Genomic DNA, 22,853 nt, shown 5'->3' on the forward strand with positions numbered 1-22,853 from the left:
GGCTGGCGTGCGGCCTCGCGTTTCGCTCCGGTCGCGAACGAACTGCCGAAGAGGGTCTCTCTCGAATTGCCCTAGCGGTGTCGACAGCCGCCCTGCCGACGAACGGGGGCGCTCGAGTCCCGCTGGATGGACAGACCTATCACGGCAGAAGACCAATCGGCGCCAAATGGGAATCCTCGAGAACAAGGCGCGGGCGCGGCTGTTCTACAAGTACCTCTCGACGATTTACGACCGGATCAACCCCTTCATCTGGAACGAGGAGATGCGAACCGAGGCGCTCTCGCTGCTCGACTTCGAGGACGCCGAAATGGTGCTCGACGTGGGCTGCGGAACCGGCTTCGCGACCGAGGGTCTGCTCGAGCACGTCGACACCGTCTACGCACTCGACCAGAGCGAACACCAGCTCGAGAAGGCCTACGCCAAGTTCGGGAAGACCGGCGGCCCGGTCGACTTTCACCGGGGCGACGCGGAGCGACTCCCGTTTAAGACCGACACGTTCGATATCATCTGGTCGTCGGGATCGATCGAGTACTGGCCCGAACCCGTCCTCGCCCTCCGGGAGTTCAACCGCGTGCTGAAACCGGGCGGTCAGGTGCTCGTCGTGGGGCCGAACTACCCGGACAACCGGATCGCCCAGGTGCTGGCCGACGCGATGATGCTCTTCTACGACGAGTACGAGGCCGACCGCATGTTCAAGGAGGCGGGCTTCGAGGAGGTCAAGCACCTGTTCCAGGGGCCGAGCTACGAACCCGAGGTGGCGATCACGACGGTCGCTCGAGCGCCCGAGAAGTAACCTCGGGACGCGGTTTGACGCCGATTCATTGGCTGGCCCATATCGAGTCCGTCACTCCACCCGTCGCTCGAGGAAGTCCGCCAGCAGTTCGAACATCCGCAGTTTCTGTGCCTGGTCGGAGGAGGCGTGGCCCTCCTCGCCGAGTTCCTCGTACTCGAAGTCCTCGCTCTCCTCGTAGCCGTTCTCGAGCAGGGCGTCCCGGAAGATCCGAGCCTGCGAGACCGGTACCCGGCGGTCGTTGACGCCGTGGACGAGAAAGATCGGGTCCTCGACGTTCTCGACGTGGGTCACGGGGCTGCGTTCCCGGTAGAGGTCGTGGTTCTCCTCGGGCGTCCCGAGGTAGGTCTCCATCAACTCGGTACGGAAGTGGGGCATCGTGTTCTCGAACATGTCCTCGAGGTCGGTGAGGCCGATCCAGGCGACCCCCGCCGCGTAGAGGTCGGGGTACTGGACCATCTGCCAGTAGGCGGAGTAGCCACCGTAGGAGCCGCCGAAGACGACGACACGATCCGAATCGAGGAAGTCGTAGGTCTCGAGGACGTGCTCGGCCGCGACGGCGACGTCGCCCTGTTCGGCGCCCGCCCAGTCGTCGTAGAGTTCGCGGACGAACTCCCGGCCTCGTCCGGTGGACCCGCGGTAGTTGACCTGCAGCACCGAGAAGCCCTGGGAGACCAGCACCTGGGTGTAGAGGTTGAACGACTTGGTGTCTCGAGCGCGGGGGCCACCGTGGGGGTTGACGATCAGCGGCGACGGTCGCTCGCCCGAATCGTAGAAGAGCGCGCCGATCTCGAGTTCGTCGTAGGGCTCGTGTTCGACGGCTCGCTGGGGCGTCTCCGGGATGCCGTCGGAGTCCACGCGGAGGTACTCCGCGTCCGCGAAGTCCTCGGGATCGAACGGCCCGTACTCGGCCTCGAGCAGCGTCTCGTAGCTGTCCTCGGACAGGTCGTAGACCAGCAGTTCGGGGCGTCGGGTGGGCGTCGTGTGCTGGACGAGCACCCGGTCGTCGTCGATGACGACGCTGCCGGGACCGTAGCCGCCCAGGGCGGCGACGCCCTCGGGGACGTCGAACTCGCGGCTCTCGCCAGTCTCGAGGTCGTAGACGACGGGGACGGCGACGGCGTCGCGACTCCGCATCGCGAGTACCCGCTCGCCGCCGGGGAGGAAGGTGGTGCCGTGTTCCTCGTACTCGCCGTCGTCGTACCACTCGACCGAGTCCGACTCGAGGTCGTAGACGCCGATTCGCCCCAGGTCCGCGGAGTTGTCGCTGACGAGCAAGCGTTCACCCTCGGGGCTCCAGTCGTTGGGCATCGACTCCGCGCCGTCCTCGCCCAGTTCGAGGTTCCGGGGGTTCGAGCCGTCAACGTCCATCACGTAGACGTCCTTGTTGTTGTGGTCGTCCGATTCGTTCGTCGAGAACGCCACCCGCTGACCGTCCGGCGAGAGTTTCGCTCCGCCAGCGGCTCGTTCGTAGTCGGTAACCTTGGTCGTCTCGCCACTCGAGCGGTCGTGGTGATAGAGGTTCATCTGCCCGTCTCGCGTCGAGCCAACGATCAGCGTCTCGCCGTCGTCGCTCACGTCCTGAATCGTGGCCTGGCCGTCCATCTCGAGGACGGACTCGACCTCGCCGTCGCGGGTGAGCGCGTAGATGTCGTTCTGCTCGTTGCCGTCGTCGTCGAGGTGGAAGAACACCCGGTCGCCGTCGCCCCAGGTGACGTACCAGCGGGCGTTTCGGGGGACTTCGCCGTCGGACCACTGCTCGAGATCGCCGCTCTCGACGTCGAGGATGTGGAGCTCGTTTCGCCCCGTCACGTCGTAGTAGAGCGCCACCTCGTCGCCGTCCGGGCTCACCGTCGGGTGGGCCATCGTCGGCAGACTCGCCAGTTCCTCGAGAACGTCGGCGTCGGTAGATTGTGCCATACGACACCGTGACTCGGGGGGCTCTTCAATACTTGGAAATGCGTCACGTCTCTCCGCCTTCCATGCCATCGACAGCGGGCGATATGGTGGCTTCAAGCCTCTCGAGCCCGAACCGCCGGCCGTGTCACAGCCGATCGTCGTCCCCGGGGCGCGAGACGTCCGGGCCACGCTCGAGGAACCGTCGACGGAACCGACCGCCATCGTCGTCGCCTGTCCGCCCCACCCCCAGCACGGCGGCAACCGGGGGGACCGCCGCCTGGTCGCCGTCAGCGACGCCCTCCTCGAGCGAGGGATCGCCTGCCTGCGGATCGACTACGGGGAGTGGGACGAGGGCCATGGCGAGCGTGAAGACGTCCGGAACGCGATCCGCTGGGCGAGCCCACGATACGACCGCGTCGGCGTCTTCGGCTTCAGTTTCGGCTCCGGACTGGCCCTGCTCGCGAGCGCTGACGACCCCGCCGTCGACGCGGTCTCGGCGCTGGCGCCGCCCTCGAGCCTCGGTCCGGATCTCGAGGTGGTGCCGGCGCTCGCGTCGCTCGAGATTCCGGTCCAGATCGGATACGGGACCCGGGATTCGACCGTCGACTGGGAACCGGTCGTCGAGGCGGCGACGGAACGGGGCGACCGCGTGCTCGAGTTCTCGGCGGACCACTTCTTCGTCGGCCAGCACGAGTCGGTCGCGACTGAGATTGCCGAGTTCTTCGCCGAGACGCTCGAGTGAGGTGTCGCTCTCTCTCTCTCTTGAGTCGCCGGTTCGGTCACTGACTCTCGCCCGAGCGACACCCTTTCGTGGAAATACGCCCAGAGAAAGACGGCCCGTCGACCGCTCAGGTCGTCCGGAACGCCCGATCGCCCGCATCGCCCAGGCCGGGGACGATGAACCCGTTCTCGTCGAGGTGGTCGTCGATAGCCACCGTCAGGAGGTCGGCCTCGGGGACGGCCTCGCTCACACGGAGGAGCCCCTCTGGCGCCGAAACTGCCGAGAGGACGATCAGGTGTTCCGGATCGGTCGAGTTCGCGATCACGTGCTCGAGGACGGCGTTCATGGTGCTGCCCGTCGCGAGCATCGGATCCGCGACGATGACGGTGTCGTCTTCGGTGATCTCGGGGAGTTTGACGTAGTCGATGGTGATCGGGAAGGTGCCGTTCTCGTCGCGCCCGGCCTCCTCGTCGCGACTGGCACTGATGACGCCCTGGCGGGCGCGCGGGAAGGCCTTGAGCAATCCCTCGACGAACGGCGTCGCGGCCCGGAGGACATTGATGATGACCACGTCGTCGAGCCCCTTGACCCGCTCGCCCATCGTGGGCTCGAGGGGCGTCTCGATCTCGACGTACTCGGTCTCCATGCGCCCGTCGATGATCTCGTAGCCACAGATCCGTCCGAGTTTCACGAGTCCCTTCCGGAAGCTCACCTGCTCGGTTTTGACGTCTCGCAAGCGCGAGAGCGTGTCCTTCGCCAGCGCGTGGGTGACGAGGTAGGCGTCACCGCGGTCTTCGATCGGCATACCGGCACTCCGCGGGCGGTGACATTTATTGTACCGATTGCTCGAGACGACCCTCCCTCCGAGCGCCCGCTCTCGTCACCACTCGAGCCTCGAACGGTTCGCGTGCGGCAGTGCCTCGAGCCGGTCGGTGGGGTGCTTCAGCGGCCGGTGCAGGTGCAGATACAGAGGCAGATTCCGCCCGACTGCTCGCTGGTCTTCCGCCGTTGGTCCGGTTCCGACCAAGTTCGTTCGGCATCCGGCGTCAGTCCGGTTTTGGGCAAGTTCGTTCGGCGTCTGCCCGGTGTCCGGTTTTGGATCAGTCCATTCAGTGCCCAGCGTCGTGCGGGTTCAGCGCAGTGCCGTAGTTTTCGGCGTGGTCGGCGTAGTCGATGAACCGCGGCGCGTCGGGGTCAAACGGTCGCTCGAGGCTCTCGAAGGCCTTCTTCTTGTCCCAGCTCTGGAGGCCGCCGATGGCCGACCGGTCCTCGAGGTCGTGGTACTCGAGAACGGGTTCGGTGAGTTCCCACGCCTGCAGTCCCTGCTCGGTGCGGATGATGACGCTCGAGTACTCGTCGGCGGAGCCGACGGAGCCGACGGTGACGTCGGCGGCGTAGCCGGTGAAGTCGGCGCACTCGTCACAGCCCTTGAGCGCGGCGTCGTGGAAGTTCTCGATGTCCTCCTCCAGCATCATCCGACCGTCGTGGTCGTAGACCATCAACTTCCCGTGGAGGACGTCCATCTTGCCGATCTCATCGGGCGAGATGCCCCGTTGTTCCTCGAGGTGTTCGCCCATGAGGCTGTAGTAGTTGAAGTTCTTGGTGCACATCAGCGCGATGGTGTAGTCCACCGCGCGGATGCCCTCCTCCTGGGCGCCGTACTCCCAGCCGAAGTCCTGCAGGGCGCGGATGCCCTCGATCTCGCAGGGAGTGCCCACGAGCGCCAGCGAGATGTCCTCCCAGGGCTCGTCGGGAAGCTTGTGCTCCCACTGACCGAGATCGAGGTTGCCGAGCGCGAGCGTCTGGTTGTAGATGGTGCCCGCGTTCTCGATCAGGTCCTCGCGGCTGGTGGCGAGGTAGCTCTCGGCCTTCCAGGGCTCCTCCTCGCTCTCGGTGGCGATGAGCGCGCCGTCGATCTCGCCGGCCTCGAGCAGAGTGGCGAGGATGCCGGTGACGACGCCACCGTCCTGGGCCCCGCCGGTCCAGTCGTCGTCGACCTTCGCGGAGAACTCCGTGATCGGGTCGCCTGCGCCCGAGACGTTGTCGTCGCCGCCGGTGATCTTCCACTGGCGCTCGTAGCGCAGGCCGCCGCGGGGACAGAAGTCCCAGCAGAGCGAACAGCCGGTGCACATCTTGACCAGTTTCGGCAGGTCGTCGTCACCGACGCCGATGGAGTCCGACGGACAGGCCGAAACGCAGGTTCCACACTGGATACAGCGGCCGTCGTCGATGACGGCCTCGTCCAGTTCCATGAACCAGGTCTTCTCGTCGGGCGTCTCGATGTCGTTCATCTCCGAGCGGATCTCGTAGCCCGGCGTCTCGAGGTCGACGCCCTCGGGAACGCCGACGCGCTCGTCGGGCGCGCCGCTGTCGACGTCCTGGCTGACCCCCTTGGCGGGTTCGGTGAACTCCACGTCGCCGAGGGTTCCGTCGGCGTCGACGTTGGCCGGTCGAGCGCCACCGTCAGGGCGAAGCCCTGACCTGCCCCTGTTCGTTTCACTCACGGGAACGCCGTCGGAACGGATCTCCGACGAGCCCTCGTTGGCGATTTCCGCCGTAGCCGCCGTGGCCGACTCGGGTTCCTCGCCGCCGGGACCGGCGCCGTCGGCGGGAATCGTGCCGTGTTCGCTGTCGGGACGGTGGATCCGCGCGCCGGAGGCAATCGGGACCGACTCCTCGTCATCGTCGGCGTCCGTCTCGGGGACTGCCGGGAACGCGGGGGTATCGTCGACGTCGCTGTCCCGTTCCTCGGTCGTCCGTTCGTCGTGTTCCTCAGTCATCGACGGCCACCCCCTCGGTGACGGGCGCGTCGGCCCGCTTCATGATCGAGCGCAGTCGCCCGTTGTCGACCCGGCGACACCACTCGTAGAACCGCTCGCCGTCGGCCCGGCCCTCGGCGTAGGCCTCGAACAGCCGCTCGAGGGCGGGGATGACCGCCTCGGCGGGGACCGCGTTCTCGACCCAGTCGAGGAACTCGTTGTCGGACCCGAGCGAGCCGCCGAGGCCGAAGTCCATGCCCTCGACGATGTCGTCAGCGTCTCGCGGGTTTTGCCCGCTCGAATCGTCCGCGGAGCCTCGCTCCGCGCTCTCGTCGTCCGTTTCGACCTGGACGGTCTCGCCACGGAAACCGATGTCCGCGATTTGGGGCTGGGCGCACGACGCGGAACAGCCCGACATGTGCATCCGGACGACCTCGAGGTCGTCCGGCGTGTCGATGCGCTCGTCGAGTTCGCGGGCCCATCGCCTGACGCGCTTTTTCGTCTCGATGATGCCGTAGTTGCAGAACTCCGAACCGGTGCAGCCGACGGCGCCGCGCGAGAACGGCCCCGGATCGGGCTGGTGGTTCCGGGCGAACGGCTCTGCGAGCAGGTCCTCGACGTTCTCCGCCGGAACGTGGGTGATGAGGAAGTTCTGGTCGGTCGCCAGCCGGATCGAGGCGTCCTCGGTGCCGTACGTTCTGGCCGCGCGGGCCGCCTCGGCGAACTCGTCGCCGCCCATCCGCCCGGCGATCACGTTGAAGCCGACGTAGGTCAGGCCCTCCTGTTTCTGGTCGTGAACGCCGACGTGGTCGCCGGCGTACCCCTCGGTGAGGTCGACGCCCCTGGTGGGCAGGTCGACGGTGCAGCGGTCGCGGATCGCCTCCTCGAACGTCTCGGGGCCGAGTTGCTCGACGAGGTAGCGCATCCGGCAGACGCCGCGGTTGTTGCGGTCGCCGAGTTCCTTGAACGTCTGGGCGACTGCCCGGCAGAACTCGACAGCGTCCTCCGGCGGGACGAACACGTCGAGGTTCGAGGCCATCCGCGGGCCGTCCGAGAGGCCGCCGCCGACGCGGACGTGGAAGCCGTAGTACGCCTCACCGTCGAGTTCCTTGCGTGCGGGAACCAGTCCGAGGTCGTTGATCTGGGACTGGGCGCAGTCGTGTTTGCACCCCGTGATCGTCATCTTGAACTTCCGGGGGAGGTTCGCGTACTCGCGATTGCCGGTGAAGTAGTCGGAGACGGCGTCGACGACCGGCTGGGCGTCGAAGCACTCGTGATCGTCGAGCCCCGCGGCGGGACAGCCGAGCACGTTCCGCGCGCCGTCACCGCACCCCTGGATCGTCGTCAGGCCGACCTCGTCGTAGCGCTCCCAGACGTCGGGGACGTCCTCGACCTCGATCCAGTGTTTCTGGACGTCCTGACGCGTGGTGATGTCGAGGTAGGCGTCGCCCCAGCATTCGTTCTGGTTCTCGCCGCCGTACGCCTCGGGTGCCCTGGCGTACTCCTCGACGACCTCGCCGATCACCTCGGCCTGATCGGGCGTGAGGTAGCCGCCGGGAACCTTCGTCCGCATCATGAAGTAGCCGTCTTGGACGCCGTGGCTGTACATCCCGGCCCACTTGAGCCGTTCCCACTCGCCGCCGCCGGCGCGTTCCTCAATCTCGTCGAAGGACAGTCCTTCTTCGGCGTACTCTTTGACGTCCTCGATCACGTCCAGCGGGTGTTTCTCCTGTTTCCACTCCTCGACCGCGTTCATCGTGTCCTCCGGTTCTGGTGCGGGGGATCGTCTGTACCGTTCATGGTGATTCACTGCCGCGAGTAGCGTGCGAATGTCTTACAGAGTCCCGTTCAATGCCTCTTGGTATCACGGTCAACACTGCTCCCGCTGCGCGAAACGTTCACATTCTTGCCGGTACCCGTGACGCGTCCACCACCGAGATCAGTAGCGAAAGGTCGATCCTACCCGAGCGTCCACCCCGCCGGGGCCGAGCCCGCCCGACGGTCCCTTCGCTCGCGAGCGGTCTGGACCGGCGCACTCTCGGTCCCGATCGGCGCCAGGTACTCGTCGTTCGTCACGAAGTTGTGAAAATTGCCGGTTTCGGTCAGCGGTGGCGACGACTGGGCCGACCGCATTCGGGTCGAAAAGCAACGTCGGTAAGCGCTCGACGCCGTCCTCTCGCGGCTCCCGCTCGAGTCGAGCCTCGTCGGTCAGCCTGCCAACAGCTGCGGTCCGAACAGCATGAACAGGAAACTCACGAGCATCGTGACGCCGACCAGCGTCGTCACGACCCGGACCATCCCCCGGGTCGCCTCGAGCGGGAGCCGCGACAGGACCGACTCCGTGCTCGTCCGGAGGATGTGCCCGCCGTCGAGCGGGAACGCCGGAATGCAGTTGAAGAAGCCGAGCTGGACGTTGATCCAGCCGGTCCAGAACAGCGCGTTGGCGATGGCGAACACGGTCCAGTCGCCCAGGCCGGCGAGCAGCCCCTGGGCCTGATAGAAGTTCTCGATGCCGCCGGCGAAGCCGGCGAAGTTGTACGGCAGGAGGCCGACGACGGAGACGATCGGCAAGAAGAGCACGAACGCGACCTTCCCGAGGAAGCTGTCGGTGATGTGGCCGTAACTGCCCTGAGCGTCGCCGTCGCCACCGAGGACCGCCAGGTACTCCTCGACCGGGTACAGCTCCAGGCCGGCGTCGCTCACCTGGACGCCCGAGATGCCGCCGACGCTGAAGAAGCCGACGGTTCCGCCCTCGGTGAGCTGACTGCGTTCGCCGAGGGTGACGTCGTAGCTGACGCGCTCGCCGCCGAGGTAGCCCGCGACGGTCACCTCGTCGCCGGGATCGGTGTCGCCGAGCAGGGACTCGAGGTCGGCGTACGACTGCGTGCGCTCGCCGTCGAACTCGGTGATGACGAATCGCTCACCGGCGGGTGCTCCTGCCTCGGTGAGCGGGCCGTCGTCGGCTACCTGGACGACGCTCCCGATGGGGACGGCCTCGAGCGTTCGCTCCTCGCCGTCGCGCTGGATCGTCAGGTCGACCGTTTCGCTGTCGCCGACGGCCTCGAGGAAGCCGGCCTCGGTGACGACCGGGTCGCCGTCGACGGCCAGGATGAGGTCGCCGGGCTCGATGTCGATCGGCGAGTCTTCGAGCGCGGCGGTCACCGGCAGGGACTGGTCCATCTCCTCGGTCCGGTCGCCGTTGAGTTCGACGGTGACGGTGCCGCTCCCCGCGGCCTCGAGCGTCTTCGAGAGGTCGTCGTTCGACTCGACTGACTGCCCCTCGATGGCGGTGATGCGATCGTTGGGCTGGATACCCGCGGCTTCGGCGGGCGAACCGGGGGCGACCCCGCCGACGGCGGCGCCTGGGGCGACGCCGATCGAACCGACGACCGGGCCGAAGAGCAGGGCGAACGCGAGGATCGTCACCGCGAAGTTGAACGTGACGCCCGCAGCGAACATCCGCGTTTGCGCCCCGCGGGAGGCTGCTCGACTGCTCTCCTGGTCGGGTTCGACGAACGCGCCGATGGGCAATACGGCGAGCATGGCGACGCCCATCGAGTCGATGTCGATGTCCTCGACGCGACAGAGCAGGCCGTGGCCGCCCTCGTGGACGACCAGGCCGACCAGGAGGCCGATGACGATGCCCGGCGTGGCCGACAGCGGCAGGAACTCGTTGACGCCCGGGATCACGAGGACGTTCGAGGGTTGCTGGACGCTCGAGGGCTGGGGGGAGTTCGCGGCGGCGAACGCGGCGGTGAGCAGGAAGACGAACATCGCGCCCATGACGACGATGGCGATGCCGACGCCGAAGTTCGCCCAGGCGCGCCAGAACCGTCTGGGCCCGGCGAGCCAGTCGAGGAAGGCGCGCCCGCGTTTCGTGTGAATCGTCAGGATCGGCCCTTGGGTCTTGACGTAGTCTGGGAGGAGGCCGCGCTGGCGGAGGGCGATGATGGCGAGCCAGTAGGCAGCGATCCCGGCGAGAATCCACGTGAGAGTGTCCGAGATGGGGAGGAACGCGACGACCGTGGAAGACTGCATTGGTATGCTCTGGGGGAGGCGTGGCCAAAGGCGTTTTGTCTGGTCACAGCGAGCGCCACGGTGGTCGAACGACTCGAAGCCGTCGGCTCGTCGGCTGGCGCCCCAATAACTATACTTTCTATAGCATTTCTCGAGCCGATTATCGCTCCCGTCGAAGCCGATCCACGACGAACGCTCGATCCACCTTCGCGAGAAACGGGCCGAGCTTCGGGCCCTGCTCCTCGTCGAAGAAGAGGCGGTAGCCAGCCGAGAAGAAGTCGCCGACGCCGACGTCGTGGCGCTTCGCAGTCTCGTAGATCTCACCCTGGATCTCGTCGGGGTCGTGGCCTTCCTCGATGAAGTCGGCCAGTTCCTCGAGCGCCGCCTCCGTCGCCGCGTCGAAGTCGTGGTCCGGGATCGCCTCGCGCTTGAGTTCGTAGTCGAACTCGTTCTCGGTGCGCCGGGCCCAGTTGCGGGCGCGCTCGACCCGGGCGAGGGCGTCCTGGACGGCCCACTCGGGGGCGTCGTCCGAAATGTGGCCCTCGCGACGGGCAATCTCCTCGCGCAGTTCGGGGTCCTCGGTCATGCCGAGGACGGCGGCAAAGGTGTAGGGGAGGCGAATTCGATCTTCTCGGGCCTCGAGTTCGTCGACACCGCCGACCACCAGCGGATACACCCGTTCGGCGAACGCCTGCTCGTCCTCGCTGGCCTCCACGTCGCCGAAGTAGATCGCCTCGAATCGGTCGAACTCGTCGACCAGGAGGTCGAGGCGCTCGACGCTGAAGTCCCGGGCTTTCGCCGGGTCCTTCGCGAAGAAGTACCGCAGCACTTCGGGCTCGAGCACTTCGAGGACGTCCGAGACCAGAATCACGTTGCCCTGCGAGGACGAGAAGGGCTCGCCGTCGAGGGTGAACCACTCGTAGACCATCGGGACGGGCGGTTCGATCTCGAAGACGTTCCGAGCGATGTCCTCCCCGCTGGGCCAGGAGCCCTCGGCGTGGTCCTTCCCGAAGGGCTCGAAGTCGACGCCCAGGACCTGCCACTGGCCGGGCCACTCGAAGCGCCAGGGCATCTTGCCCTCGCTAAATTCGGCGGTTCCCTCGTGGCCACAGCCCGAAATCGTCTGGTCGCCGGCCTCCATGTCGGTACACTCGTAGTCAACGGTGCCGGCTTCGAGGTCGACGCCGGTGACGGTTTCGGTCACCTTGCCGCACTCCTCGCAGATCGGATTGAACGGGACGTAGTCGCCATCGCTGTCGACCTTGTCCTGGTAGGTCGAGAGCACCTCGGCCGCGCGTTCGCGGTTCTCGAGGACGTACTCGACGATGTCGTCGAACTCACCGTCGAGGTAGAGGTCGGTCGTCGAGACGAGGTCGATGGGCACCTCGAGGGCGTCCGCGCTGTTCTGGATGATGGTCGAGAAGTGGTCGCCGTAGGAGTCACAGCAGCCGAACGGATCCGGGATGTCGGTGTAGGGGGCGCCCAGGTTCCGACCGAGCGCGCCCGCGTCGATGTCCCCGAGGTCAACGAGGTTCCCCTCGAGGTCACAGAGCGTGCGGGGAAGCTTTCTGAGGGGGTCGCGGTCGTCGCTGGTGAACACCTGGTGGACGTCGTGGCCGCGCTCGCGGAGGACCTCGGCGACGTAGTAGCCGCGCATGATCTCGTTCATGTTGCCGAGGTGAGGGACGCCGGAGGGGGAGATGCCGCCCTTGACGACGATCGGCTCCTCGGGGTCTCGAGCCTCGATCCGATCGGCGATCTCGTCGGCCCAGAAGACGTGGTACTCGTCGTCGCTCCCCTCGTCGCGCTCGCGCTGGAGCGTGTAGGGGTGTTCCGTTTCGCCCGTTACCGCCTCGCCGCCTTCACCGCGTTCGCCGCCACTCGAGTCCGTCTCGTCAGTGCTCATCGGTCTCGCCCGCCCAATAGGTTGGTTCCTCGCCCGCTCCCTCCGGAATGACGTCCGTACCGTCGTGGTCGCCGTAGCGAACGGCCCGGGCGATCCGATCTGGGTCCGTCCCGTCCAGGACGATGGTTCGCATGCCCGAGCGCTGGATGATCTTGGCGGCCAGCAAGTCGACGGGCGCCGAGGAGCCGGCGTTCATCTCGAGGCCGGCGATGACGTCCACTAGCTCCGTGGCCGACAGTTCACCGTATTTCGTCGCCCCATCGTTCTCGTTCGGGTCGTCGGAGTAGACGCCGGGGACGCTCGTAGCGTAGACGAGCAGGTCGGCGTCGACGTACTCCGCCAGCGCCGCTCCCACGGCGTCGGTCGTCTGGGCTGGAGCGACGCCACCCATCACGCAGACCTCCCCGCGACGGAGGGCGTCGCCGGCGGTCTCGTAGTCTCGAGCTGGCGCCGTCACGGCATCTTCGCCGAGGGCGGCGATGAGCAGGCGCGCGTTGAGCCGGGTGACGTCGATACCCAGCTGGTCGAGTTCAATCTCGTTGGCGCCCAGGTCCCGGGCAGCGCTTATGTACTCGCGAGCGACGCCGCCGCCCCCGACGACGGCCCCGACTCGACACCCGTCTTCGACGAGGTCTTCGACGACGTCGGCGTGTGCCTGCACCCGATCCGCGCCGGGCTCGGGCACGAGCACGCTCCCGCCGATTGAGACGACCACTTTCATACTACCGCGGTCTAACCGGGTTGCCATCTTAAGGGTTGTCAACCCCGTTCGGCGGCCGCTCCGCGCGCGGACGACAGCTACAAAACGCTCCACGCCGAGTATCGAGTATGCACGTCCTCGGCATCATCGGCGACGAGCCCGCCGACGTCCTCGAGCGAACGGCCGACCTGGCCGTGGACAGGCTCTCGCAGGCGGGCCGAGTCGGCGTCGTCCGCTACGACGCGACGATCGCGGACGGACTGGCGGACGCCCACGGTTCGGGACTCACCCCCGGCGGCGACGTCACCTACGCCCTCGGCGCCGACGGCGACTGGACGGCCACGGGAACTGGCCTCTCGGTGACCGACGCCCTCGACACCCTCGCGACCGACTGCGCGTTCGCGGTCGTCGTCGGCCTCGAGATCCCCGGCCACCCGTCGGTCGTGGTCGGCAGCGACGCCGCGATCGCTCGCTCGCCGGTTCTCGCGAGCGTCGACGCGCCCGGCGACCTCGATCTCGAGTCCCTCGTTGCAGAACTCGAGGCCCACGAGCCCTACGAGACGCTCGAGTCCCTCGTGGATCGCCTCAGGGATCGGCCGGCAGCGGATCAGGCGGGAGCGATCGCGACGTTTACCGGGCGCGTCCGCGCGAAAGACGCACCGGACGACGAGCGAACGGAGTACCTCGAGTTCGAGACCTACGAAGGAGTCGCCGAGCAGCGCATGGCGACGATCCAGGCGGAACTCGAGGCGCGCGAGGGGGTCTTCGGCGTCGAGTTACACCACCGGACGGGCGTCGTTCGCGACGGCGAGGACATCGTGTACGTCGTCGTCCTCGCAGGCCACCGCGAGGAGGCGTTTCGGACGGTCGAGGACGGGATCAATCGCCTCAAAGATGAAGTGCCGCTGTTCAAGAAGGAAGTGACGGTCGAGGACGAATTCTGGGTTCACGAACGCTCGTGAGACTCTCAAAGTGACATTGAAACGCCATTTGGGCGACCGTTCGCGGGTCTCGATGAGGCTTGGCCAATAATACGTTAGCGGCTGTTTTAAAACGTCTAATCGGATCTGGTGGCGCCTTTAACGGTTCGTAAAACACGGATAAAACGACGATTACCCCTCGTTTACCTGAAGCGATTTGAAACAGTTCTAAGTAACTGTCCTTTATAACAGTATCCGGTCTGTAGAGGGAGTTGTCGATGAGCACGACAGCCCAACCCTCCACCGACCGCAAAGAACTCCGCCTGAAGCAGTACCTGCGCGACCGTGCCGCAGACGGTGAGATGTACTTTAAAGGGAAGTTCATCGCCGACGACGTCGGCCTCTCCCCCAAGGAAATCGGCGCGCTGATGGTCAAGCTCTCCGACTCGGCGACCGACCTCGAGATCGAGAAGTGGTCGTACACGAGTGCGACGACCTGGCGCGTCGCCCCCGCCTGATCGCGTCGTGCCATTGACGCCCTGAACGGCCCCGACGCGTGTGCGTTCCTCCAAGGCGCACACGGATCACCATCGGACCCGGGCGATCTGTATCGCCCACCCCCACGAACCGCCGCCCTCGCCGACCGAACGAGGGCGTGATCGAACGCACAGCGGACACCCAACACGCACACACGTTCCGGCACCGACCCTGTCGTACCCGTCGGTACCGGGCGTTTCCATTCCATTGTCCCCAGGTCTCGAGTGGCGACTGGTGTTCAATCGCCTCCACACCTGAAGTGTCGACTGGGTCAGAAACGACCGCAATAGCCTCTCCCACTCCCACTCCCACTCCCATTCACCCGATTCCCACCAGCGCTCGCCGCCGACAGTCGATTTATACGCACAGGCGATCAACGAACCAGCAATGGATCCGGCGGACCCGACCGATCACGTCGACGGCCCGCCCCTCAAGTCGATCGAACCGGCGTTTTCGGTCTACGAGATCGTTGTCGACGACGATGAGATTCGCTACTACGGCACGCCGCAAATGGCCCCCGAGCAGATGATGCGCGAACTCTGGCGGGACTTTCGAGACGCCGGCTACGACGTGCAACTCACGGTTCGCCGCGGCGAGTACGTGCTCGTCGCGGAACCGCTCTCGCTCGGCCCGGACGGCGTCCCCTGGACGAACGTCTTTCTCCTGCTCGCCACGGTCGTCTCGACACTGTTCGCCGGGACGATGTGGTACGGCATCGACCCGATCGCCAACCCGGCCGAGATGTGGCGCGCCTGGCCGTTCACCGTCGCTATCCTCGGCGTCCTCGGCGTCCACGAGATGGGGCACTACGTACTGAGTCGCTACCACCGGGTCGACGCCTCACTGCCGTACTTCCTGCCGGTGCCGACGCTCATCGGAACGATGGGCGCCGTGATCAAGATGAAAGGACAGATGCCCGACCGCAAGGCGCTGTTCGACATCGGCGTCGCGGGCCCGATCGCCGGCCTCGTCGCGACCGTCGTCGTCACCGTCGTCGGCCTCCATCTCCCGCCGGTGCCCGTTCCCGAGGGGGCGACCGACCCGAACGCGACCCAGATTCGGCTGGGGTTCCCGCCGATGCTCGAGCTGATCGCGGCCGCCGTCGATCAGCCGCTGTACGCCGACGATCCGACGCGGAACGTCAACCCGGTCGTCATCGGCGGCTGGGTCGGGATGTTCATCACGTTCCTGAACCTGATCCCGGTGGGCCAGCTCGACGGCGGCCACATTCTCCGGGCGATGGCCGGCGACCTCCAGGAGACCATCGCGGCGCTGGTGCCAGGGGTCCTGTTCGCGCTCGCGGGCTACCTCTATTACGTGGGCGACTACAGCGGAAACTCGGTGTTCATCTGGGTGTTCTGGGGGCTATTCACCGGGTTGCTCGCGGCGGTCGGACCGGCGGTCCCGATCGATGACGACCGTCTCGACCGCAAACGGTTCGCACTCGGCGTCGTCACCTTTGGGCTGGGGTTGCTGTGTTTCATGCCGGCACCGATCGCCGTGATCAACTGACGGCTCGAGACTGCCGGGCTCGAGGGCGCCGGAGACGATCGCTCACTCGCCGTACGTTTATCACTGTGTGTGCGGTCACTCGCCGTGCGTACGGCTACTCGCCGTGTGTGTACCCCCGATCGGCCAGCGCTTCGTCGTCGAGGCTGACCCCCGCGTCGGCGTCCACGACCCGTCCGACGACCGTGAGCGAACACTCGAGGTCGTCCCGGACGCGTTCGACGGCTGCCCCGGGCAGGGTGCAGACGAGTTCGAAGTCCTCGCCGGTCGTGATCGCTCGCTCGAGGGCGGTTTCGTGATCGTCGACCACAGCCTCGAGTTCGGGCGCGACGGGGATCGACTCGCGTTCGATGGCGAACCCGCAGTCGCTGGCCTCGGCCAGCTGGTGGAGCGATCGGGCGAGACCGTCGCTCGAGTCCATCATCGCGCTCGCGTGGGGGGCGAGGGCGCGCCCTTCACGGACGCGCGGCTCGAACTGGAAGAGGTCGTTGGCTCGCTCGAGAGCGCTGTTTCTCTCTGTATCGCCGTCTCCGCTATCATCGCCGCCTCCATTGCCACCAGCGCCGTCCCCAGCATTGCCGGTGACGTCCTTGCCATCGCCAGCCTCCGCGAACAACTGCAACGCGGCGGCGGTCCGTCCGAGCGTGCCGGTCACGCAGACGACGTCTCCGGGGGAGGCCCCGTCGCGAAACACCGGCTCGTCGGCTCGCCCGACGGCGGTCGTCGCCACCGTAAACTCCCGGTGGGTGTCCAGGTCCCCGCCGACGTACTTCGCGTCGACGAGGTCACAGACCGCACTCGCGCCGTCGACGAACGCCTCGAGGTCTGCGGCGTCGAACTCGGGGGCCGCGTAGGCGGCGACGGCCGCCGTCGCCTCAGCGCCCATGGCTGCGACGTCCGAGAGCGAGGCGCCGACGGCCCGCCAGCCGACGGTGTACCGGGTCGTCCCCGGCGGAAAATCGGTCGTCTCGTGGAGCATGTCCGTCGTAATGATGAGATCGTCCACGACGGCGGCGTCGTCGCCTACCGGGTCGAGCCGGTTCTCGAGCAACGCCAGCGCGGCCCGTTCGTCCATACCGGTCCTTTCGACGGCGGGGCGAAAAACCATCCGGATCCCTGGCTCGACCCGTGGGTTGCTCTCACACCCGGAACCGGCGAGGCTGGCCGGTCAACCGCCGAAGGGACAACGATGCGCTTAAATGGCGCAAGCGGGAACCAGAACCCAATGGCTACGATGTACGACGTCCCGGCGGAAGCGCTCATCGAGGCGCTCGCCGACGACCTCGAAGACGACCTCGAGCAACCGGAGTGGGCAGCGTTCGCGAAAAACGGCGTCAATCGAGACCTTCCCCCAGAGCAGGAGAACTTCTGGGCGGTCCGCGCGGCAAGCCTGCTCCGCAAGATCGCCGACAACGGTCCCATCGGCGTCGAGCGCCTGGCGACCGAGTACGGCGGCGCCAAACGCGGCTCGAACCGCTACCAGGTCGCCCCCGACAAGCGCGCCGACGGCTCGCGAAACGTGATTCGAACGATCCTCCAGCAACTCGAGGAGCTCGACCTCGTCGAGACCGCCGAGGGCGAGGGTCGCCGTATCACCGCCGAGGGACGCAGCCGCCTCGACGAAACCGCCGGGGAGGTCCTCTCGGAGCTCGACCGTCCGGAACTCGAGCGCTACGCCTAGACCAGTTTTCGACGTTCTTCGACGTTGCACCATCTCAGACGGTGAGTGACGAGGCCGTCGCTCGTGAGCGGGTCCACGGTCCACGGCCGACGGCCGACGGCCGACGAAACTCGAAATCGAGACCGTGCGTCCGTAATCATTTTCTCCGTCGGCCGACAACACGCGTCTATGAACGGCGGACAATCTGACGACGACCTCGAGGAACTGCGCCGGAAGAAACTGGAGCAGCTACAGGACCGCGCCGAGTCCCAGGGTGGGCAGGGGCAGGGACGGGCCAACGCCGAGGCCCAGGAGGCCGCCCAGCAACAGGCCGACGCCCAGCGCCAGGCCCTCCTGCGCCAGTACCTCACCGACGACGCGCGAAAGCGCCTGAACACCGTCAAGATGAGCAAACAGCAGTTCGGCGAGCAGGTCGAACGCCAGGTCGTTGCCCTCGCCCAGAGCGGGCGCATCCAGGGTAAGATCGACGACCAGAAGATGGAGCAGTTGCTCAAGGAGCTCAAACCCGACAAGAAGAGCTTCGACATCAAGCGCCGCTAGGATGGACGAGTTGACGCCCGCCTCACTCCGCCTCGGATTGCTCTACAGCGGCGGCAAGGACTCGACGCTCGCCGCCCTGCTGCTCGAGGACTTCTACGACGTGACGCTGACGACGGCCACATTCGGCGTCACCGACGACTGGACCTACGCGCGAGACACCGCCCGCTCGCTCGGCTTTACGTTCGAGAAACTCGAGCTCGATCCCGACGTCGCGACCGAGGCCGTCGAGACGATTCGCACCGACGGCTTCCCGCGAAACGGAATCCAGCGGGTCCACCAGCACGCCCTCGAGCGCCTGGCGGGGATGGACTTCGACGCCATCGCCGACGGAACGCGACGCGACGATCGAGTGCCGACGGTCTCGCGTGCCCAGGCCCAGAGCCTCGAGGATCGCTACGACGTCGACTACATCGCGCCGCTGTCGGGGTTCGGTCGCCAGGCGGTCGACCGGCTGGTCGAATCGACCCTCGACGTGACGGTCGGGCCGAGCGAGGAGATCACGCGGGCGGATTACGAGGCCGAGTTGCGAGCGCTCATCGCCGAGCGCGACGGTGAGGCGGCACTCGGGTCGATCTTCCCGGCTCACGAACAGACGCACGTCACGGGTGTCCAGGACTGGGATCGCTGAAACCCGAGCAACTCGAGCGCGTCACTCGAGCGGCGTTTCGTATCGACGGGAGAGGAGTTTCGACTGTTACAGGAGGATCGAGCCCGTCTCGAGAACGGTTACGACGATCGAGGTCGCCTCCTCGATCAGTTCTTCGTTACCGTACTTGAGCGCGAGGTAGAGGAGCCCGAACTGGAACGCGTTGTACCCGGCGTGGGCGGCGATCGGCACGAAGAGATTGTCGGTGATCGCATACAGGTAGCCGAAGATGACTGCCGCACCGGCGACGATCAGTATCGAGGCGAACGTCCCCACGAGTGGCTGTCCACTGACGAGGTAGATTGGAACGTGGACCAGGCCGAAGATGGCACTCGTCACGACGATCGCCTGTGGTTTCGTGAACGCTTCGTAGAGTCGCTTCTGTATAATTCCCCGGAAGAGGAACTCCTCGGCGGGAGCGTTGAACAGGAAGACGATGACGATCATGATGAGTACCATCGTCGGATCTTCGCCGACGAACTGGAGAATTTGATTCGACGTCGCTTCAATTCCGATAACCTGGATGACGACGCCTGCGACCATCACGAATGCGATGCTCCCGACCACGCCGACGATGCCGATGATCGATTGGCGAATGCTCGGAATCGAGAGGTCGACGAACCCCAGCCCGCGGCCAGTCCACTGTAGATACGCGCCACCAACGACGACGAATCCGATGAATTGTGGGATCAGGTAAAGCGCCCTGACCTCGTAGGAGGTCTCCAGCGGCGCTTCGGCTACCTGTGGGTCGACGAGTACCGCCGGTAGAGAAGCGAACGTTTGTGCTATAAATCCGGCAATTATCAGTCCAACGGCGACGAGTACGGATCGGGTGTACCCGCTGGTCCGATTCACGGTGTCCATAGTAACGTGTTAGCGTCCCACCTCTTTGGCGTTGCCTTCCCGGATTCACTCGCCGTCGCGCCAGGAGTCCGGCACGTCGATCACGTACCGGCCGTCTTCCTGCAGGGAGACGATGTACTCCTCGCGGTCGTAGAGTTCCATCAGGTTGAGTTCGTACTGGCCGGGCTTGAGGATCTTGATGCTCTCGAACTGCTCGTTGAGTTCCTCGCGGAGGTCCTCGAGCGAGGGGCGGTCGTCGTCGGTCGGTTCGCTGACGACGCGACCGTTATCGACGTCGGGGCCTGCCTTCTCGTCGGCCGGATCGGTCGCACTCGAGGCGGGGAGTTCGTCGCTCGAGACGACGTCGCTCCGCGCGCTCGCCTGGGCGGCGTCCTCGTCCCCCTCGCTTCCTTCGGGTTCGGTGTGGGTGTCACCGGCTTCGACGGTCGGGTCGTCTGCTCGAGGCGCGGATCGTTCGGTGTGTTTCTCCGCTCGCTCCCGGTCGTCGGGTCGTCGTGCCGACTCGGGCCACTCGGTGAACTCTGCGGGCGCGTCGTCCTGCTCGGACGAGGCGGGTTCGCTCGCAGTTTGGGGCCAGGTGCGGTTCGTCGACGTCGATTCCGACGTCGAGGTGGCCCTGGATCCAGAACTGGACTCGGCTCCGGACTCGGGCCCGGATGCCGATTCGGACACTGACCCCGGCCCCGACTGCGTAATACCGCGTCCATCGCCGTCACTCCCACTCGAGGACGCCGACTCGGACGCTCGCGTGATACCGCCGGACTGACCGCCGGTGGCTGACCCGGTGTTGGGATCGGTCCCGCTCGAGGTCGCGGTGTCGGACGACGCCGGCGCAAACTGGAACTTGTTGCCGCCACAGTTCGGACACCCCGAGAGCATCTCTTTGGATCCGTCGGGGAACGTCCGATCGCAGGTGGTACACTGGTGTGGCATTCGTCGTCGCTAGCTCCGGGAGACGAGTGCGCTGATGAGCGTCTCGTCTTTGTGCAAGGTCTCGATCTGGTTCGCCGGCCCGATGACGGTGAGTTTCTTCGGCGACTCGTCGTTGCCCATGATCCGACCGAGCAGCGAGGAGTCGCGGGTGCCGGACTTCGGATAGGTCTCGATTTCGATGCCGTTGAACTCGTCGGGGCTGATCTCGGCCATCGTCACCTCGATCAGGCGACTCTCCTCGTCCGGGGTGAGTCCCTCCTCGAGAATGACGATGTTGCCGTCGTGGACGCCGTCGAGGATCATCCGGATCTTCTCCATGCTCGCCAGACCCTCCATGCGCTCTCCGCTGATGAGGTCGATCTGGACGCCGTCGTGGCGGTTGTCGTCGGCTTTGGTTGCTTCAGGCATGGTTATCCAAAGTACTCCGCGATGTTCTCGTACACTTCGTCCATGTTCTCTCCTTCTTTCGCCGACAGCGGGACCGTCTTGTGCTGGGGGAAGGCGTCCTCGATCCGTTTGACGCTCGATTCGGGGAGGTCGATCTTGTTCGCGAAGATGAGTACGGGCAGGTCGCGCGATTCGATGATACCGATCAGCATCGTGTTGACCTGCGTAATCGGGTCCTCGGCGCTGTCGAGCACGTAGATGACGCCGTCGACGTCCTCGCGAAGCCAGTGCATGGCCTCGGCGACCCCCTCGGTAGCCTCTCGAGAGCGCCTGATCGCGTCGTCTTTCTCCATCTCGTCGGTGAACTCCTCGTAGTCGACTTTCGTCGTCACGCCGGGGGTGTCGACGATGTCGATGGTCACCGACTTGCCGTTGCGCTCGATTTCGACGTCTTCTTTCCGGCGAGCGCGCCGGGTTTCGTGAGGAATGTGGCTTTCGGTGCCGATGGCGTCACCGGTCCAATCACGGGCGATACGGTTCGCGAGGGTCGTCTTCCCGGCGTTTGGAGGGCCGTAGATGCCGATCCGCTTTGGCTCCTGCTCGGAGAAGAGCCGATCCGTCGCGCGAGAGATGCTATCTTTGAGTCCTGTAAACAATCCCATCCTGGAGATCCTCCACACTTGCGAGTGTGTCTGAACGTACTACAGAACCGAATTCACTTAAGTCTACGTCAGACAGAGGGATTGTCACACATGGGCGACGGTTTCGACCACGAGACCGTATCCTCTCCCGCGATTTTGTCCGTGGGTGACTCGAGTTCGGGTCGACTCGAGCCGCTCGAGGACGTCTGGGCGCTTCGAGAACCGCTGGCGTCGGTTCGGATTCCCGATTCACAGAAAGCGGTCAGTTGTTGGGGGAACCGAGACGGTTTTCGCGCTCAGCACCCTCTACCCGAACGTACAGTAGACTGCTCAATGGCTCCATCCCACGACCACTCCACATCGGCAGATCCCGCCCCCGATTCCACCGTCAGTTTCTCCCTCGAGGGCGTCCGAACCGGCTTTCTGACCTGTATCCCGGTCGCGCTCGGAGTCGCCGGCTACGGCGTCGCCTTCGGCGTCGTCGCGAACCAGGCCGGCCTCAGCGTCGCGGAAGCCGCGCTGATGAGCGCGACGGTCGTCGCCGGGGCTTCTCAGCTCATCGCGGTCGAACTCTGGGCTGATCCGCTTCCAGTCACCGCAATCCTCGTAACGACCGTCGCCGTCAACCTCCGGTACTCGCTCATGGGCGCCGCCCTCGAGCGCTGGTTTCGTCACCTCTCGCCTACCCAGGTCTACGGTAGCCTCTTCTTGATGGCCGACGAGAACTGGGCGCTCACCGTTCGCGACCTGAAAACGGGAAGCGGTCGTGGCGCCTTCCTCCTCGGCAGCGGCATCGCGGTCTGGACCTTCTGGGTCGCCTCGACGGTCGTCGGCGTCCTCGCCGGCGGCGTCATCGGGGATCCAGCCAGGTACGGCTTCGACTTCATCCTCGCCGCTGTCTTCCTCGCGCTCGCGGTCGACCTCTGGGACGGCCGGTCGACGTTCGTCCCCTGGCTTGTCGCCCTCGCTACGGCGCTGGTCTCCTCGTCGGTACTCCCTGGCCGCTGGTACATCCTCCTCGGCGGACTCGCCGCGGCGGCCCTCGAGGTGATCCGCTACGATGCGTGAGGGATGGCTCTCGCTCGACCCGCTCGTCGTCGCCCTCGTCCTCGCGATGGCCATCCTCACCTACCTCACGAAAGTCGGCGGGCTCTGGGTCCTGAGCCGACTCGAGGTGAGCGACCGCCTCGAGGCCGGACTGTCGGTGCTCCCGGGGGCGATCGTGATCGCGATCCTGGGCCCGGAACTGGCGTCGGGCGGGCCACCCGAGTGGGCCGCCGGAGCCGTCGTCCTGGCACTCGCGTGGCGAACGGAGAACATCCTCCTGGCGCTGTGTGGTGGCATCCTCGCGGTCGTGGCGTTTCGCGGATTGGTGTAGCGTCGAGGCGAAACACGTGTAGGCT

At 66.0% G+C, this 22,853-nt stretch carries 22 protein-coding genes; 10 read left to right on the plus strand and 12 right to left on the minus strand.

What is annotated here, in order from left to right; all coding sequences use genetic code 11:
- Positions 1 to 166 precede the first annotated feature (166 nt).
- A complete protein-coding gene (locus AC6I65_RS02140) occupies positions 167 to 793 on the plus strand; it encodes a methyltransferase domain-containing protein (RefSeq protein WP_497902452.1) in 627 nt (208 codons plus the stop codon).
- A 51-nt stretch (positions 794 to 844) separates the two neighbouring features.
- On the opposite strand, the gene AC6I65_RS02145 is transcribed toward AC6I65_RS02140, so the two are convergent.
- Positions 845 to 2,710 (minus strand): S9 family peptidase, encoded by a 1,866-nt coding sequence (locus AC6I65_RS02145; protein ID WP_497902453.1) that lies wholly within the window; start codon positions 2,708 to 2,710, stop codon positions 845 to 847.
- Between the two features lie 121 nt (positions 2,711 to 2,831).
- Here AC6I65_RS02145 and AC6I65_RS02150 point away from each other — a divergent pair, with 121 nt between their 5' ends.
- A complete protein-coding gene (locus AC6I65_RS02150) occupies positions 2,832 to 3,431 on the plus strand; it encodes an alpha/beta hydrolase (RefSeq protein WP_497902454.1) in 600 nt (199 codons plus the stop codon).
- 106 nt (positions 3,432 to 3,537) lie between these two features.
- On the opposite strand, the gene upp is transcribed toward AC6I65_RS02150, so the two are convergent.
- The 6 genes from upp to pyrH all read right to left on the minus strand — a co-directional run bounded on the left by upp (position 3,538) and on the right by pyrH (position 12,813).
- Complete coding sequence (gene upp / locus AC6I65_RS02155; RefSeq protein ID WP_497902455.1) at positions 3,538 to 4,215, minus strand: uracil phosphoribosyltransferase; 678 nt, start codon at positions 4,213 to 4,215, stop codon at positions 3,538 to 3,540.
- 304 nt (positions 4,216 to 4,519) lie between these two features.
- Positions 4,520 to 6,190 (minus strand): Coenzyme F420 hydrogenase/dehydrogenase, beta subunit C-terminal domain, encoded by a 1,671-nt coding sequence (locus AC6I65_RS02160; protein WP_497902456.1) that lies wholly within the window; start codon positions 6,188 to 6,190, stop codon positions 4,520 to 4,522.
- Entirely contained in the window at positions 6,183 to 7,925 is a 1,743-nt protein-coding gene (locus AC6I65_RS02165; RefSeq protein ID WP_497902457.1) for a nitrite/sulfite reductase, read from the minus strand. Before AC6I65_RS02165 ends, AC6I65_RS02160 begins: the two co-directional genes overlap by 8 nt.
- A 452-nt stretch (positions 7,926 to 8,377) precedes the next feature.
- Entirely contained in the window at positions 8,378 to 10,207 is a 1,830-nt protein-coding gene (locus tag AC6I65_RS02170; RefSeq protein ID WP_497902458.1) for a site-2 protease family protein, read from the minus strand.
- A gap of 139 nt (positions 10,208 to 10,346) precedes the next feature.
- Entirely contained in the window at positions 10,347 to 12,092 is a 1,746-nt protein-coding gene (gene lysS / locus AC6I65_RS02175; RefSeq protein WP_497902459.1) for a lysine--tRNA ligase, read from the minus strand.
- Positions 12,082 to 12,813 (minus strand): UMP kinase, encoded by a 732-nt coding sequence (gene pyrH, locus AC6I65_RS02180; RefSeq protein ID WP_497902460.1) that lies wholly within the window; start codon positions 12,811 to 12,813, stop codon positions 12,082 to 12,084. Before pyrH ends, lysS begins: the two co-directional genes overlap by 11 nt.
- 107 nt (positions 12,814 to 12,920) lie before the next feature.
- On the opposite strand from pyrH, the gene AC6I65_RS02185 reads away from it, so the two are divergent.
- From AC6I65_RS02185 to AC6I65_RS02195, 3 genes are all read left to right on the plus strand, one after another.
- Positions 12,921 to 13,754, plus strand: coding sequence for a molybdopterin synthase (locus tag AC6I65_RS02185; RefSeq protein ID WP_497902461.1), 834 nt, complete (start codon positions 12,921 to 12,923; stop codon positions 13,752 to 13,754).
- A gap of 236 nt (positions 13,755 to 13,990) precedes the next feature.
- On the plus strand, positions 13,991 to 14,230 hold the full coding sequence (locus tag AC6I65_RS02190; RefSeq protein ID WP_253432306.1) for a DUF7123 family protein: 240 nt from the start codon (positions 13,991 to 13,993) through the stop codon (positions 14,228 to 14,230).
- A gap of 406 nt (positions 14,231 to 14,636) precedes the next feature.
- Positions 14,637 to 15,761, plus strand: coding sequence for a site-2 protease family protein (locus AC6I65_RS02195; protein ID WP_497902462.1), 1,125 nt, complete (start codon positions 14,637 to 14,639; stop codon positions 15,759 to 15,761).
- A gap of 94 nt (positions 15,762 to 15,855) precedes the next feature.
- Here AC6I65_RS02195 and thiL read toward each other — a convergent pair whose 3' ends face one another.
- Entirely contained in the window at positions 15,856 to 16,833 is a 978-nt protein-coding gene (thiL, locus tag AC6I65_RS02200) for a thiamine-phosphate kinase (RefSeq protein ID WP_497902463.1), read from the minus strand.
- A 150-nt stretch (positions 16,834 to 16,983) separates the two neighbouring features.
- On the opposite strand from thiL, the gene AC6I65_RS02205 reads away from it, so the two are divergent.
- From AC6I65_RS02205 to AC6I65_RS02215, 3 genes are all read left to right on the plus strand, one after another.
- Positions 16,984 to 17,439 (plus strand): 30S ribosomal protein S19e, encoded by a 456-nt coding sequence (locus AC6I65_RS02205; RefSeq protein ID WP_312911332.1) that lies wholly within the window; start codon positions 16,984 to 16,986, stop codon positions 17,437 to 17,439.
- Between the two features lie 168 nt (positions 17,440 to 17,607).
- Positions 17,608 to 17,979, plus strand: coding sequence for a DNA-binding protein (locus AC6I65_RS02210; RefSeq protein ID WP_497902464.1), 372 nt, complete (start codon positions 17,608 to 17,610; stop codon positions 17,977 to 17,979).
- Between the two features lies 1 nt (position 17,980).
- On the plus strand, positions 17,981 to 18,607 hold the full coding sequence (locus tag AC6I65_RS02215; RefSeq protein WP_497902465.1) for a DUF7411 family protein: 627 nt from the start codon (positions 17,981 to 17,983) through the stop codon (positions 18,605 to 18,607).
- A 66-nt stretch (positions 18,608 to 18,673) separates the two neighbouring features.
- On the opposite strand, the gene AC6I65_RS02220 is transcribed toward AC6I65_RS02215, so the two are convergent.
- From AC6I65_RS02220 to AC6I65_RS02235, 4 genes are read right to left on the minus strand one after another with little or no spacing between them, the layout of a single operon-like run.
- Positions 18,674 to 19,489 (minus strand): CPBP family intramembrane glutamic endopeptidase, encoded by an 816-nt coding sequence (locus AC6I65_RS02220; protein WP_497902466.1) that lies wholly within the window; start codon positions 19,487 to 19,489, stop codon positions 18,674 to 18,676.
- 45 nt (positions 19,490 to 19,534) lie between these two features.
- A complete protein-coding gene (locus AC6I65_RS02225) occupies positions 19,535 to 20,422 on the minus strand; it encodes an OapC/ArvC family zinc-ribbon domain-containing protein (protein WP_497902467.1) in 888 nt (295 codons plus the stop codon).
- 9 nt (positions 20,423 to 20,431) lie between these two features.
- On the minus strand, positions 20,432 to 20,830 hold the full coding sequence (locus AC6I65_RS02230; protein ID WP_312911337.1) for a DUF2073 domain-containing protein: 399 nt from the start codon (positions 20,828 to 20,830) through the stop codon (positions 20,432 to 20,434).
- Positions 20,831 to 20,832: 2 nt separating this feature from the next.
- Entirely contained in the window at positions 20,833 to 21,471 is a 639-nt protein-coding gene (locus AC6I65_RS02235) for an Era-like GTP-binding protein (protein ID WP_253432329.1), read from the minus strand.
- A 312-nt stretch (positions 21,472 to 21,783) separates the two neighbouring features.
- Here AC6I65_RS02235 and AC6I65_RS02240 point away from each other — a divergent pair, with 312 nt between their 5' ends.
- The gene (locus tag AC6I65_RS02240) at positions 21,784 to 22,518 is read left to right on the plus strand and encodes an AzlC family ABC transporter permease (RefSeq protein WP_497902468.1); all 735 of its coding nucleotides are present in this window, start codon (positions 21,784 to 21,786) and stop codon (positions 22,516 to 22,518) included.
- Positions 22,511 to 22,828: an AzlD family protein gene (locus tag AC6I65_RS02245; RefSeq protein ID WP_497902469.1), complete on the plus strand. Its 318-nt coding sequence runs from the start codon at positions 22,511 to 22,513 to the stop codon at positions 22,826 to 22,828. The genes AC6I65_RS02240 and AC6I65_RS02245 overlap by 8 nt, the downstream gene beginning before the upstream one ends.
- The last annotated feature ends 25 nt before the right edge of the window (positions 22,829 to 22,853 follow it).

The organism is Natronosalvus sp. KLKA75 (genome assembly GCF_059736265.1).

What these genes read in the sequence shown, in the direction of transcription:
- upp (WP_497902455.1), bottom strand. Translation starts at nt 4,215, where the DNA reads ATGCCGATCGAAGACCGCGGTGACGCCTACCTCGTCACCCACGCGCTG.
- AC6I65_RS02225 (WP_497902467.1), bottom strand. Translation starts at nt 20,422, where the DNA reads ATGCCACACCAGTGTACCACCTGCGATCGGACGTTCCCCGACGGATCC.
- AC6I65_RS02240 (WP_497902468.1), top strand. Translation starts at nt 21,784, where the DNA reads ATGGCTCCATCCCACGACCACTCCACATCGGCAGATCCCGCCCCCGAT.
- AC6I65_RS02165 (WP_497902457.1), bottom strand. Translation starts at nt 7,925, where the DNA reads ATGAACGCGGTCGAGGAGTGGAAACAGGAGAAACACCCGCTGGACGTG.
- AC6I65_RS02205 (WP_312911332.1), top strand. Translation starts at nt 16,984, where the DNA reads ATGGCTACGATGTACGACGTCCCGGCGGAAGCGCTCATCGAGGCGCTC.
- pyrH (WP_497902460.1), bottom strand. Translation starts at nt 12,813, where the DNA reads ATGAAAGTGGTCGTCTCAATCGGCGGGAGCGTGCTCGTGCCCGAGCCC.
- AC6I65_RS02215 (WP_497902465.1), top strand. Translation starts at nt 17,981, where the DNA reads ATGGACGAGTTGACGCCCGCCTCACTCCGCCTCGGATTGCTCTACAGC.
- AC6I65_RS02195 (WP_497902462.1), top strand. Translation starts at nt 14,637, where the DNA reads ATGGATCCGGCGGACCCGACCGATCACGTCGACGGCCCGCCCCTCAAG.
- AC6I65_RS02160 (WP_497902456.1), bottom strand. Translation starts at nt 6,190, where the DNA reads ATGACTGAGGAACACGACGAACGGACGACCGAGGAACGGGACAGCGAC.
- AC6I65_RS02220 (WP_497902466.1), bottom strand. Translation starts at nt 19,489, where the DNA reads ATGGACACCGTGAATCGGACCAGCGGGTACACCCGATCCGTACTCGTC.
- lysS (WP_497902459.1), bottom strand. Translation starts at nt 12,092, where the DNA reads ATGAGCACTGACGAGACGGACTCGAGTGGCGGCGAACGCGGTGAAGGC.
- AC6I65_RS02210 (WP_497902464.1), top strand. Translation starts at nt 17,608, where the DNA reads ATGAACGGCGGACAATCTGACGACGACCTCGAGGAACTGCGCCGGAAG.
- AC6I65_RS02190 (WP_253432306.1), top strand. Translation starts at nt 13,991, where the DNA reads ATGAGCACGACAGCCCAACCCTCCACCGACCGCAAAGAACTCCGCCTG.
- thiL (WP_497902463.1), bottom strand. Translation starts at nt 16,833, where the DNA reads ATGGACGAACGGGCCGCGCTGGCGTTGCTCGAGAACCGGCTCGACCCG.
- AC6I65_RS02230 (WP_312911337.1), bottom strand. Translation starts at nt 20,830, where the DNA reads ATGCCTGAAGCAACCAAAGCCGACGACAACCGCCACGACGGCGTCCAG.
- AC6I65_RS02170 (WP_497902458.1), bottom strand. Translation starts at nt 10,207, where the DNA reads ATGCAGTCTTCCACGGTCGTCGCGTTCCTCCCCATCTCGGACACTCTC.
- AC6I65_RS02185 (WP_497902461.1), top strand. Translation starts at nt 12,921, where the DNA reads ATGCACGTCCTCGGCATCATCGGCGACGAGCCCGCCGACGTCCTCGAG.
- AC6I65_RS02145 (WP_497902453.1), bottom strand. Translation starts at nt 2,710, where the DNA reads ATGGCACAATCTACCGACGCCGACGTTCTCGAGGAACTGGCGAGTCTG.
- AC6I65_RS02140 (WP_497902452.1), top strand. Translation starts at nt 167, where the DNA reads ATGGGAATCCTCGAGAACAAGGCGCGGGCGCGGCTGTTCTACAAGTAC.
- AC6I65_RS02245 (WP_497902469.1), top strand. Translation starts at nt 22,511, where the DNA reads ATGCGTGAGGGATGGCTCTCGCTCGACCCGCTCGTCGTCGCCCTCGTC.
- AC6I65_RS02235 (WP_253432329.1), bottom strand. Translation starts at nt 21,471, where the DNA reads ATGGGATTGTTTACAGGACTCAAAGATAGCATCTCTCGCGCGACGGAT.